This is a genomic window from Parabacteroides sp. An277 (genome assembly GCF_002159645.1).
Lineage (GTDB): Bacteria > Bacteroidota > Bacteroidia > Bacteroidales > Tannerellaceae > Parabacteroides.
On the sequence record NZ_NFJB01000021.1, the window covers coordinates 15,142 to 29,672 of the forward strand.

Annotated in this window: 7 protein-coding genes; 2 read left to right on the top strand and 5 right to left on the bottom strand. The window is 43.0% G+C overall.

Annotated elements, in window-relative coordinates; translation table 11 throughout:
* Positions 1 to 4: 4 nt before the first annotated feature.
* From B5F77_RS09580 to galA, 5 genes are all read right to left on the bottom strand, one after another.
* On the bottom strand, positions 5 to 1,117 hold the full coding sequence (locus B5F77_RS09580) for a metallophosphoesterase (protein ID WP_162607979.1): 1,113 nt from the start codon (positions 1,115 to 1,117) through the stop codon (positions 5 to 7).
* A 339-nt stretch (positions 1,118 to 1,456) separates the two neighbouring features.
* Complete coding sequence (feoB, locus tag B5F77_RS09585) at positions 1,457 to 3,925, bottom strand: ferrous iron transport protein B (protein WP_087330200.1); 2,469 nt, start codon at positions 3,923 to 3,925, stop codon at positions 1,457 to 1,459.
* Between the two features lie 206 nt (positions 3,926 to 4,131).
* Positions 4,132 to 4,818 carry a zinc metallopeptidase gene (locus tag B5F77_RS09590; RefSeq protein WP_087330297.1) on the bottom strand — a complete coding sequence of 229 codons (687 nt, stop codon included), beginning with the start codon at positions 4,816 to 4,818 and terminating at the stop codon, positions 4,132 to 4,134.
* 15 nt (positions 4,819 to 4,833) lie between these two features.
* The gene (locus tag B5F77_RS09595) at positions 4,834 to 6,114 is read right to left on the bottom strand and encodes an adenylosuccinate synthase (RefSeq protein ID WP_087330202.1); all 1,281 of its coding nucleotides are present in this window, start codon (positions 6,112 to 6,114) and stop codon (positions 4,834 to 4,836) included.
* Positions 6,115 to 6,252: 138 nt separating this feature from the next.
* Positions 6,253 to 9,066 (bottom strand): beta-galactosidase GalA, encoded by a 2,814-nt coding sequence (gene galA / locus B5F77_RS09600; RefSeq protein ID WP_087330204.1) that lies wholly within the window; start codon positions 9,064 to 9,066, stop codon positions 6,253 to 6,255.
* Between the two features lie 494 nt (positions 9,067 to 9,560).
* Between galA and B5F77_RS09605 the strand changes: the two genes are divergently transcribed.
* On the top strand, positions 9,561 to 12,845 hold the full coding sequence (locus tag B5F77_RS09605; RefSeq protein WP_239446150.1) for a TonB-dependent receptor: 3,285 nt from the start codon (positions 9,561 to 9,563) through the stop codon (positions 12,843 to 12,845).
* Positions 12,846 to 12,859: 14 nt separating this feature from the next.
* Positions 12,860 to 14,503, top strand: a complete 1,644-nt coding sequence (locus B5F77_RS09610; RefSeq protein ID WP_087330208.1) for a RagB/SusD family nutrient uptake outer membrane protein — start codon at positions 12,860 to 12,862, stop codon at positions 14,501 to 14,503.
* The last annotated feature ends 28 nt before the right edge of the window (positions 14,504 to 14,531 follow it).

The window sequence follows — 14,531 nt, forward strand, 5'->3', positions numbered from 1 at the left end:
CACTTTATTTATATGAAATAGATTCAACGGATGCACCTTTATGGGCACCAAAATAGGTGATATAGATTTTCTTCTCACTGGTATCAATAGCATATATACTGAAGCTATTACTATTTATATCATTCTTATCTCTCGCGACATAACCAAAATTATCGTTTTGCAAATCCGGAGAAAGAGTGTTGGCCAAAAGCATGATTTGTTTCGGACGAGTACCTTCTTCATGAGCTACTTCAAAATGAGCAGGTGTATGAGCATGCCCACCCAAATAACAAATAAAATTCCCTTTACTATTTTCAAAATCAGCATCTACGATTATTGTATTAGAGGGAGAAACAGCGGTATGATAAATGCCGTTCATTTTCTTCTTCTGGATAAATGCATTTATAATAGAGGGTACCAACGTCTCTTTATACTGATGCACACCTGCACACATATAAGTACTACCATCCTTTGAATAAGGTTGTAAAGGATAGTGGTTCAATACAATTACGGAATGTTTTTCTGTCATATTTTCTTTTAATGCTACATTAACCAACCAATCCACTTGTTTCTGCGTAATACAAGAGACATGCAAAGAATTATACTCAATTCCTTCTTGATCTGTATTATCTAACGCTATAAAACGAATAATATTGCCATTTGCTTCAGGAACATCGGCATAATAATAATTTTCTCCAGGTTGTTGATGATAATTGTAATTCAAATGGGCAAACAGAATCGAATGCAAGTCTTGTTTATCCAAATAATTGGATGGGCGATCACTCAACATGTTTGTATCATGGTTTCCTATACAAAAGAAACTAGGTACCGCATTTTGGAAGGAAAAAAATGTAGCGGCGAAGGCATTCAGGTATTGAGCAGCGGTTTGTTTATCGTCTTCCTCGGTTGTATTGATAAAATCTCCACTTGCCACGAGCGCATTGATTTTGGATTCACTCAAATTAGCGAACGCAACCGCTTGTTTTAAGTTCGTGGGATTATCATACATATTGTCTGCGGTAAAACTGGACAAATGCACATCCGAAATATGAACTATTTTGAACCGCTCATACGACTGACTACCTTTCAAGGCACTTATCTCACCTTCATTATTCGACCCATACATAATCTCGTTCAAATAAGCCAATGTTTCCGTTGTATTTTGTACAAAATATTCTCGACTTTTGTCTCGATTACAACTATATTGTAGAAAAACGAGAACGAGAAAAAGTAGCATATACCCGTTATTCCTTTTCATGCTTGCATTTCTTTGAATGATTTGCAAATATAGCAAAAGCCTATCAATTGGGAAAATGTTTATCTATTTTTTCTTTTTCATTAAACACTCCCCACACCCACATTTGCACTGTATATCTTTCGAATGCTTTACTATCCCATATAGTTTTCTCCCTACGTAAATAAGAACAACTATACCAATTAGAAAGAGAATGATTTCTTGCCACATAATGCACTTATGTTAAATGATTAGACTTCCTATTTGATAGACCAAGAATGAAACAATCCAAGCTAGGACACAAGTGTAACCTACTACGAATAACCCCCATTTCCACGAATTGGATTCATTTTTAATAGCTACGACCGTGGCTATGCACGGGAAGTAGAGCAAGACGAAAAGCATCAGGCTAAGTCCAACTAAGGGAGTAAACACATGGCTTCCATCCGGATTTTGTTCCTCCAGCAAACGTTCGGACAAGGCTTGCTCCTCGGCATCACTTCCGGTATATAGCACACTCAGGGTACTTACGACTATCTCTTTGGCTGCCATACCGGAAAGCAAACTAACGCTTATTTTCCAATTGAACCCGAGCGGTTCCATAATGGGCGATATCGCCTGGCCTATACGGCCGATGTAAGAGTTTTCTTGATGGTCAATGGCAATTTGCGCTTCGAGGTCCGTTATCCGTTGCGCCTTTTCGCCCTCGCTTATCGAGGCATTTTCTATTGCGGTCCGTTGTTGTTCGAAAAGAGGCGTATGGCTCGTCTCTCGTGGGAAGTAACCCAAGAACCATATAATAATAGAAGCAACCAGAATGATACCTCCCATCTTGTGCAGGTATTGTTTGGCTTTCTCCCACATGTGGATAAGGATGGATTTGCCGGTTGGCATCCGGTAAGGAGGAAGTTCCATCACGAATGGCACATCTTCTTCGCGGAAAAAGGCGCGCTTGAATACCCGAGCCAGAATAACCGCCATGACAATACCCGTCACATAAAGCAAGAGCAGCATACTCCCTGCATGTTGAGGGAAGAGTGCACCCGTAATCAATACATAGACAGGCAATCGAGCACTGCAACTCATCAACGGTGTGACTAGCATCGTAATCATCCGGCTATTGCGACTTTCAATCGTCCGCGTGGCCATTACCGCCGGCACATTGCATCCGAAGCCCATAACCAACGGAATAAAGGACTTTCCATGCAACCCCATCTTGTGCATGATTTTATCCATGATAAAAGCGGCTCGCGCCATATAGCCCGAATCCTCCATAAAGGAAATAAAGGCATAAAGGATAACGATTTGCGGAAGGAAGACAATCACACCTCCTACTCCACCAATAATACCGTCGACGAGCAAATCCTTTAAAGGACCGTCGGCCATCGTGCCTCGTACGAAGTTACCAATGACTTCCACCAGGCTCTCTATCCATCCCATAGGATACTCTCCCAGACGGAACGTCACCTCAAACATCAGCCACATGAAAAGGATAAAGAATGGGAATCCCATCACGCGGTGTGTCAATAGCATATCAATAATTTGCGTCTTCGAGGCTTCACGTATCTTGTTCTGTTCGAAGGTTTCACAGAGAGCTCCCTGGATAAAGCCATAACGGGCATCCGTAAGCGCCGTCTCGCAATCGGTTTGAAGCAAGCTCTCGATATGCACCGAGTTCTTATCTCGCTCGGCAAGGATTTGTGCCCCTCCTTCCTGATGCTGTATCTGCGTCTCCACCTCTTTGTCCCGCTCCAGAAGCTTGATAGCCAGATAACGCTTCGAGATACTCTTCGGCAAGTCGGCATCGGCTTTCTGGATGGCATTTTTAATATGGGTAATACCCTTTTCCAGCGTATCACCATAATTAATATGGATATGACGGACGGTAGGGTCTTCTTCTTCATAGACTTTGATGACGCGCTCGAACAACTCCTTGATGCCAAAGCCTGTCTTACTAATCGTGGGCACGATAGGGCAACCTATCATCCGTCCTAACGATTCATAATCCAGCTTATTCCCAGCCCGTTCCAACTCGTCGTACATATTGAGGGCGATGACCATTTGCACGTCCATGTCGATGAGTTGCGTCGTCAGATAAAGATTCCGTTCAAGATTGGAGGCATCTATCACATTGATGACCACATCCGGTTGTTCCTTCTCATTCAATTGTTTGCGCACATAGAGCTCTTCTGGCGTATAGGCCGAGAGCGAATAGGTCCCTGGCAGGTCGACGATGCGGAACGTATAACCGCTTTGCTTGAAGGTTCCCTCTTTGGCATCTACTGTCACACCGCTGTAGTTTCCCACTCGTTCGTGCGCCCCGGAGGCAAAGTTGAATAGGGAGGTCTTGCCGCAATTCGGATTTCCTACCAACGCGACATTGATGGTACGCCCCTTATGGATAGCCATCGCACGCAAGTCTTCATCGGAAGGCTCGACAAACGCCTCCTCTTTGGCGGCTATTTGGGTCTGTTCGCGGGCATATTCGGCGGCACTTACGACCTCAATCAGCCCTGCATCTTGCCTGCGGAGCGAAACGTCATATCCCATCACCCGGTAATGGATAGGGTCTTTAAGCGGCGCGCTCTGCACGACTTCTACCTCCTTACCACGGATAAAACCCATCTCGATGATGCGTTTGCGGAATGCGCCACGCCCCATCACCTTCACAATAACCCCTTTATCTCCTGTGCGAAGCTCTGATAATCTCATTGTCTATATTCCTCTACATAAATTCACGCAAAGGTACATTTTCTCTTCGGGTATGACAATACCTACCCATAGGTATTTTACCTGGAAGAAGGTAGAAAAATACCCAACCGTAGGGTGCGGACGACACCTACCGTTGGGTATGAAAGGCACCCTAGCTAGGGGTATTGTTGCCACCCTAGCTAGGGGTACTTTTACCATCTAATGCGTTATTCATCGCGGCTCGCTCCCAGGAACATGAAGATGTAGTAAAGGAGCGTCGCCAACGAACCCAACGCCGCTACCACATACGTATAAGCAGCCGATTTCAACGCATCTTCCGCCTTGTCGTGCGTAAAGACATTGGTGATACCTGCCCGGCTCAACCAGACAAGCGCACGCTGGCTGGCGTTGATTTCGACCGGCAATGTCACCAAACTAAACAACGTAGTCGATGCAAAAAGGATGATACCAAAGAGCATCAGTTGAGGAAATTGATGTAAAAGCAACATTCCGCCCAGCAACACCCAAGACATGATATTCGACGCGAAGCTCACCACTGGCACCAAAGCCGAGCGCATCCGGAGCGGAGCATACGCACACGCATGTTGCACAGCATGACCACACTCGTGAGCCGCCACCGCAGCCGCAGCGATACTACAACTATCATATACGCTCTCACTCAAATTGACGGTCTTCGTCATCGGGTTATAATGATCAGTCAGATGACCCGGCGTACAAGTGACTTGCACGTCGTAGATACCATTATCGCGCAACATCTGTTCTGCCACGTCGCGCCCTGTCATTCCATTGGGTAAAGCAATCTGAGAATAAGTCTCAAATTTAGATTGGAGCCGGCGTGATACCAACCAGCTCAATACGGCTACGCCGATAAAAATAATCCAATATAACAACATATTCGCTTCCATTAATTATTCATTCATATCTTCCGTATAGCGCACAATCGTTTGCTCACGGTCAGGCCCTACCGAGACAATCTTGATAGGCACACCCAGCTCCTCTTCGAGGAAAGAAAGGTAGGCATTGAATTCTTCCGGGAACTCATCTTCGCTCTTCATCTTCGTCATGTCCGTCTGCCAACCCGGAAGCTCTACATATACAGGCTCGACTTCGTCTTCAATCGAATAGGGGAAATCAACCACCTCTTCGCCGTTTATCTTGTAGGCTACGCAAGCTTTGATGGTTTCAAAGGAATCCAACACATCGCTCTTCATCATAATCAATTGCGTTACGCCATTGAGCATGACAGCATAGCGCAACGCTACCAAGTCAATCCAGCCACAACGACGTTTACGTCCTGTTACAGCTCCAAACTCGTGTCCCAATTGGCCAATCTTATCGCCTGTCTCGTCAAACAATTCCGTAGGGAATGGACCACTCCCTACCCGTGTGCAATAAGCCTTGAAAATACCATACACTTCACCAATATGGCGCGGAGCCACACCTAAGCCTGTACAGCATCCGGCACAAATCGTATTTGAAGAGGTCACAAACGGATATGAGCCAAAGTCCACATCCAACATCGTTCCTTGCGCCCCTTCTGCCAATACGTTCTTACCCTCTTTCAGCAAATGGTTAATAACGTGTTCACTATCTATCAACTTGAATTGCTTGAGATATTCCAACGCCTCGAACCACTTCGCTTCCAATTCCGTTATATCGTAAGTATAATTCAACGATTTTAGGATAGATTCATGCCTATGTTTGGCTGCATTATAAATGGAATCGAAATCGCGCAACAAATCTCCTACACGGACACCATTGCGACTCACTTTATCCGTATAAGTAGGACCAATTCCTTTTCCCGTCGTGCCAATCTTACCAGCACCCTTGGCCGCCTCATACGCCGCATCGAGAATACGATGAGTCGGCAAAATAAGATGCGCTTTTTTCGATATATAAAGCTGCTTCGTAATATCATGGCCACTGGCCGCAAGCGCTTCTGCCTCCTCTTTGAAAAGGACAGGGTCGAGTACGACACCATTACCTATAATATTCACCTTTCCACCTTGGAATATGCCGGAAGGAATCGAGCGCAACACATACTTTTCACCTTTGAACTCAAGCGTATGCCCCGCATTCGGGCCACCTTGGAAACGCGCTACGGCATCGTACTGGGGCGTCAAAACATCTACCACCTTACCTTTGCCTTCGTCTCCCCATTGCAATCCTAATAGAACATCTACTTTCATGTCTTTATCTTCTGATTAATACTTTTCATTTATCGGGTGGCCTCTTTTGAAAGCCAACCCGACAAAGATAACGGATTTATTCGGAAAATCACATACGTTCTTCCTATTTTGTTACAAAACCAGGCAATAAAAGCTCTTTTAACGCTCTATAATGGCCGCTTTACCTAAGCCGATTTGCGAAGCTGCATTGCCTTTGAACAAAATACGGACATGAACCTCTTCACTCGTAGGTGGGAAAGGCACATCCAAATCAGCACACGAAGCATCCTCCTTAGTAGCCAACCGCTTACCATTTACCCAAACTTCTGCCTCTCCGCATAACTGACGAAGATGCAACACGCCTCCTTTTTGTTTATGGATGGCAAAAGGTACAAACGATGCACGATAAAGATAATAACCTTCGTTTGGCATCTGACTCAACGTCCCTGCATTAACTTGTTGCCAGCTATTCATATCATTTTCTGCCAACTCCATCGTCGGATCCAACCGTTCGGCAGAGAAAGGAGACAGCATCCATTTATCCAATACAATAGAAGGCTTTACTACTTCGACCGAGGGCACACCTTTCGATGGCAAAGTATTGATTTGAATCGTAGCCGACTTCAACCCAGGAGTTGACGCAGTCAGGAAGATCGGTTCCGTAGCTCCTTTATCGGTTTGTACGATGACTTGTGCATATCCATTAAAGAGATTCCGTTTCATGGCTTTATCTGCTTCATGCGAATTAGGATTTCCATTTCCCACACCAATAATCCGTCCTGGTCCGCTAATAGAAAACGTCATAGGATGATTAGCTGTAGGAACATGACGTCCTTTCTTATCCACCACTTCCACCGTAATAGGCATAGCATCCCATCCATCTCCTTCAAGCGTATCACGGTAAGGAATCAAATGAACACCCTGTGGTTCGCCAGTTGTTTCTACTTTATAACGAACACATTCTTTCCCCTCTTTATAACCAATAGCCTCTAATTTACCTGGTTTATACGGGATATAAAATGTATTCATTTCATATTTATCCACCTTTTCTGCTCCTACTTGCTTGCCATTCAAAAGAACTCGCACACTATCCGCATTCGTAAGCGTCATGACTTTGATAGGTTTCCCAATGCTATCCGTCGGCCAATTCCAATGTGGCACAAGATGCATCACCGGGCGATTCTCAATCCACTGCGCTTGACGTAAATAATAAGCCATCTTCGGGAAACCACACAAATCCATAATGCCAAAGAAAGAACTAGCTGAAGGCCACCGGAAAGGTGTCGGTTCTCCTCGGTAATCAAAGCCAGTCCATACGAAACATCCTGCCAAAAAAGGACGCTCATTAATTGCTTTCCAATTCGCACGATGAGTTTGTCCCCAATCGGCCGACCGTGTATCATACGAATCAATGATATTGTGTTCCATATCCGTTTGATATTCACCTCGTACTTGGAATGCCGAACAATCTTCCGAACTGGTCAATTTCAAAGTTGGATTCTTCTGATGGAATTCATCGTACGCATAATGTTGATAATTAAATCCAACAATATCTACCGCTTGCGAAACATTATGTGGTTCAAACAACCCTCCATTCATAGCTGCTGTAACCGGACGAGTGGTATCCAAACGCTCTACAACATCACGCATCCGACGCACCATTTCGTACCCATTCTCTGTACCTTGCATCGGTTCTTCATTGAATACCGACCAGAGAATGACACTGGGACGATTTCGATCCCGTTTCACAAGCCACTCCAACTGGCGGACATGTTCAGGAGAGGTATTAAATACGCGATTCTCGTCCATGACCAAAATACCCAAGCTATCACACAAATCAAGCAATTCTACCGAAGGAGGATTATGTGAACAACGATACGCATTTACGCCCATTTCCTTGAGCAAATTCATCCGAAATGCCCATAATGCATCAGGCATGGCAACTCCTACACCAGCATGGTCTTGGTGATTGCACACTCCTTTTATCTTTAAATGCCTTCCATTCAAGAAAAAGCCAGAATCTACATCGAAATAATACGAACGGAAACCACATCGAGTAGTCAATTCGTCCGTTTTGATACCATTTTGCAAGACTTCGGTCTTAATCGTATATAATATGGGCGAATCTATGTCCCATAATTGCGGATTATGCATCGTTAATTGTATCTTCGCCGTAGCATCCCGTAGAGGGTCCACTTTCACTTTGACAACACCCGATTGAAGCATTTCTCCATTAGGACTATACAAGGTTGATTTCACCTCTGCTTCAGCTGGAAGTTTACCTGCATTATTCACTTCCGCCTCCACTGGGATAAGCCATTCATCACTTGTTTTCTTTACCGGATTAGCATATACACCATCCGTTTTCAAATGCAAAGGCGAACGTTTTACCAACCATGTATGCCGGTAAATGCCAGCTCCTTCATACCACCAACCTTCTTGCGAATGCGCATCTACCCGAACAGCTATCGTATTCGGAGCATCGCCAAAATTCAAATAAGGAGTAATATCTATATACGAAGAAGTATACCCACACCAATTCCGATGCAAAAGCGTACCATTTACCCAAATAGTAGAATATGTCGCAATTCCATCGAAATGTAGTTCAAAATACTTTCCCTTATCTTCGAGTGGAATCTGGAATGTCCGTCGATACCACCCATATCCCCTATCGCGATATCCTTGCGAAAGGTTCGCCTCTGGATTGAAGGGTTGCTCAACCGCCCAATCATGCGGCAAATCCAACTCACGCCAATCGCTATCATCATAACCAGGGGCAGCTGCACCCCAACTCCTTCCTGCCTTTGCATTGGCATACGACGCACCATGCCCCTTGATTTCCGGGAAAGGAATATCTCCTTCATGGAAACGCCAACCTTCGTCCAACGACATCTTAATAGGCTCCGTTACAAATTCTTGAGCCCAAAACGTAAAAGGCAACATACAACATACAAATGTCCAAAACTTTTTCATGGGTTATCCGTTCTTTAACTTATTTTGTCCGCAAAAATAACTTTTTCTTCACAAATCATCATCACCTGTTCCATTTTTAAAAGTATTTTTCTGAAAAGACAACGATAAATGGAGAAAGACACAGGCAAAAATCAAAATAAATACAACGATTACTTTTACTTATCATAACTATAAATTAACCACAATCCAAACCGTTTACTTAGTTTTTCTTTTCATAATATTTATACATATTGGCATCACTACCCAATCCACTCCATGTCATAAAAAGAGAACTTATAATTCCATAAAGAGAACGCAAAGTTTTAAATTAGCGATTTTTTGTTCGAAAAATTACGTTTCATATTACAATATGACTTATATTTGCAGCCGTTCGAGTCTTAATAAGGCCTATATAGAGACACGCACATAATGATATAATGTCATTTTAATATAAGTATTTTATGTAAATCATGAAAGCGAATTCTAAATTTGTGAGAATTTTGTTGCTTTCCACAATGTTGGGAACAACAGGAGCTACCAACGGAAACGCCGCGCTTTTTGCATCGAATGCTTCTATTTCGCAGCAAAAAGGCAGAGTATCCGGAGTAGTAAAAGATGAAATGGGGCCCGTTGTAGGTGCTTCCATTGTGGTGAAAGGTACAACAAATGGGACCATCACGGATATGGATGGGAAATTTATTATTGACAATGTTCCCGTAGGATCCATATTGGAAATCTCATATGTTGGCATGGAAACTCAATCTATCCGATGGGATGGACAAAGTTCCGTGAATGTGATGTTGAAAGATGAAGCTCAAGATTTAGATGAAGTCGTGGTGGTTGCATACGGAACAACCAAGAAATCATCGTTTACAGGATCAGCATCTGTAGTAAAATCTGATCAATTGGGAAAAATTTCAGGAACCGGGTTTGCGGAAGCCTTACAAGGTATGAGCGCTGGCGTAAATGTTACGAACAATGAAGGAAATCCGGGTGGCGATACGCGTATTCAAATTCGAGGTATTGCCTCCATGTCAGGACAATCTTCACCGCTAATTATTGTAGACGGTATGCCTTATGACGGTAGTTTGAATACGATTGCCCCTTCAGACATTGAATCGATGACAGTCTTAAAAGACGCAGCAGCCGCTTCACTGTACGGTTCACGAGCTGCAAATGGCGTATTAGTAATTACTACCCAAAAAGGCAAAACAGGGAAACCCGTAATCAATTTCCGTGGAGCTTGGGGTACGTCAGACAATGCCGTAAAAAATCCAACAAAAGCGGATCCTTATCAGCAATTGACGAACACATGGCGTGCTATCTATAATGACAAATATTATTTAGAAGGAATGAGTTCACAAGAGGCTGGAGATTATGCATCTCAAACAGTATTAGGACACATGGTAAACCCTCGAATCAACTCTGCCGGCGAAACCGTCTACGTTACACCGTTTAAATGGACGGGAGACGCCTCAAACTATGTATTGCACGACGGAAACGGTAATTGCTGGACCAATCCTGAATTGGAAATGGTATGGGATGAAAGCGACTACGACTGGTATGGCGCTGTATTCTCGCGCAAATTGCGTCAAGATTATGGAGTTGATGTCAGTGGATCAACTGAAAATGGGAAAGTAAATTACTATACATCCTTATCTTATTTAAATGACAAAGGTTATGCCAACAACCAATATTACACACGTTATTCTTTCCGTACCAATGTATCAGCGGAAATAACCAATTGGTTGTCTATGGGTGGGAGTTTGGCTTATAGCTATTATCGTCAGAACACATCAGGAGCCAATCGTGCATTGGTATTCTCCAATACATTAAACTCTCCTTGGCTGCGTAATGAAGATAATACCGATTGGTATTATTCGGAGAAAACAGGCCAACGGATTTATGATTTTGGAGAAAACAGTTCGAACTTCTTTGGTTCGCATGTATTACAAAACGGAGGAGATTATTGGAACAATCCAAATGACGAGGATTTCGATTGTTACGATGGAAACATGCTGACAGCCCACTACAATGCAGATATAAAACTTCCGTTTAACATCAAATTCCGTACAGCCGTCAATTTAGATGATATCACAAAGAATCGATATCAATATACCTCGGCTATTCATGGAGACGGACAGTTAAAACCGTATGGCGTAACGGTAAAGACCTCAGGAGGCGCCGCCACACGCGAAAATTGGCGTACTACTTCGCTTACGTGGAACAATGTCTTGAATTGGAATAAAACACTTGGAGATCATACCATAGATATTATGTTAGGTCACGAACTTTATTCTTATAATAAGACTTGGACATATGCTTATGGGGAAGGCATTATGCAAATGGATCAGTATGAATTAGCTTCAACGACCACGAATTGGGACAATGATTCTTATCGGAACCGTTATACCTTACTCTCTTTCTTTGGCAAAGTAGACTACAATTTCCTAAATAAATATTACTTGTCTGCATCCTTGCGCAGAGACGGTTCGTCACGTTTCCATCCAGATAATCGTTGGGGTAACTTTTTTTCTGTAGGTGCATCGTGGCGCATCTCCAAAGAAAAATTTCTGGAAAACCAAACTTGGATTGACAACATCTCTTTACGCGGAAGTTATGGTACATCAGGCAATGATAAACTCATCCTGCGTAATACCTCAACTGGAGTGTCTTCAGCTGATGATGAAATTCTGTATGCATACCAAGGCTATTACACTTCCGACGACCTCTATAGTAATGCTGGCTACAAACCCAAATCTATTGCCACTCCAAATCTAAAATGGGAAAAAAACGAACAATATAACATTGCGTTAGATTTCTCTTTTTGGAATCGCTTCAATGGTACTATTGAGTTCTATACGCGTAATTCAAAAGATTTGTTGTATTACAAACAACTTCCTTTGTCTGCTCAAATAGGCGATGCGGAAGGGTATAACACCAATTTAGGAAACATACGCAACCGTGGTGTTGAAATCACATTAGGAGCAACAGCCATTAAAACACAAAACTTTCAATGGGATATAAACTTCAATCTTTCCACATTAGATAATGAAGTCACTTATCTCCCCGACGGTGCCTACAACTATGAGAACCGAGGTGCTGGTTACCGTTTGGAAGAGGGATATTCCATCTACGAGTTCTACATGGTAAAAAATGCTGGTGTCAATCCAGAAACAGGAAATATGCAATATTGGATTCGTGATGATAACGGAGGATGGACCACAACTGAAAGCTATTCGGATGTTAGTTCAGATGACTATCAATGGTGCGGTTCCGCAATTCCCAATCTTTTTGGTTCTATCACCAATTCATTCCGTTTCCAAAATTTCGATCTTTCCTTTATGTGGTATGCTTCATTTGGTTCGAAAATGTGGGATTACCAATACCAAGAACGTACTACAGTGCGCGATGGCGTAGGTATCATTCAAGATTTAGTAGAAGGAGACGTTTGGATGCAACCTGGCGATGAGGCTAAATTTCCGCGTTGGTCGGCATCTAATTATTCAGATACACGACGTAACTCTGACTTTTATCTCTTCGACAACGACTATTGGCGTCTTAGGAATCTCACTTTCGGATATACATTACCTCAAAACCTCATCCGAAAAGTAGGTATCTCAAACGTACGTATCTATTTATCGGGAGATAATCTATTAACATTTGGCTCAGCTGCTAAAAGACATACCGAACCTGAAACAGGCGTATCAGGAAACAACTACAATGGTAATGCTGATACGGATAATGGTGTACAAGGTTCCAGACGTGTATACATGGCAGGTATTCAAGTTACATTCTAAAAACAAAGTAGGATATGAAAAAAATATATACAATCATAAGTATTTTCTTAGCCCTTGTATTCTCCAATTGCAATGACGATTTGTCAACCCGTTCTTCTACCGACGTAGAAGAAGAAACGGTGTTATCGAGCACGACGGGGCTAAACATGGCATTGACTTCCGCCTATCATTACTTACTGATGGGAGAAAGTGCTTCCAGCCAGAACGACGTATGTTACACAGGTATGCCAGGATTGGCTATTTGGTTTGATGTGGCGGGCGAAGATATCATCAGCACCAAAAATTATGGAGGTTCTGCCGAAGATGCATACAATTTCGCTCCCGATCGTACACGGGCTACTGGAAACTATTCCAAACGCATTTGGACGAACTTTTACAAAATTATCAACCAATGTAATGAAATCATCGATGCGTTACCCGATGCAACAGGAGATGAGGAAGATAAAACGACCATAAAAGGACAAGCGTTAACCATGCGTGGACTAAGTTATTTTGTTTTACTGACAACTTACCAGCAAACATACGCTATTGCTAAAGACAAACGGGGTGTTATCCTTCGCACAAGTTCGAACGACCCAGATTCGATGCCTTTTTCAACTGTAGAATCTTGTTATCAACAAGTGATTTCTGATCTAACAGAAGGAGCTAGCTTGTTAGAAACTTTCGAACGTACCGAAAAATGGGAATTGGATGCAGATGTTGCTCACGGCATTTTGGCTCGTGTGTATCAAGTAATGGGCGATTGGGATAACGCGTTAGCTTCTGCCAAAAGTGTATACGAGAAACATACTACGCTCATGACAGAAGAAGAATGGTGCAGCGGTTTTGACAACTTATTGACAGATGGCTGTGCTGAAGTAATTTGGGGCGTTAAATATACGAATGTCTCCAATATTAGCTCAAATACGATTTTCAACCTCTGGTATAACCAAGATCCCAGTTATGGAGAAGGCATGTCTCAGGGGCCAGTATACAGTTTGATTAATCTGTTCGTGGATTCAAAATACGTGGATTTGTTTGATGAAACGGATTATCGGGGTTCGAAATGTACAAAGACAGAGAATGTCACAGACGAGGATGAATTAAACGTCATGTTTTGGCATCGAACGAACAACGGCGACCAAGAGATCCAAGCTAAATGGGCATACAATAAGTTCAAATATTACGGTGATGCCGATGGCGCCCCTATGGGAAATACCTATCCTGAACTTTCGTTGATGCGTACTTCTGAAATGCTCTTAATTATGGCAGAAGCGGCTGCGAATTTAGGAAATACAAACGAAGCATTAGGATATTTGAACACATTGCAAAATGCCCGAAACGTGACGCAGCCCACCACAACAACCCTGCAAGAAGAACTGCTGGAAGCCATCTACATCGAGCGCCGTAAGGAACTATTAGGTGAAGGTGTGACCGGGACATACGACCTTCTTCGTCTGCAAAAACCGCTAATACGTTATGCAGCGACTTCTACTAATCCTGCAGGACACTATTCGTGGGGATTGCTTTATTTGGACGGATATAATGCTTCGGATGAACAGCCCACAGGAATGTTGCCTTCAAACGATTATCGCTTCATCAATCAAATTCCAGAATTGGAATTAACCAATAATACAGCCATTAGTGAAGCTGATCAGAACCCTTTCAGTGGACAATAAGTTCTTTTTAGAGAGGTATATGTCCTAA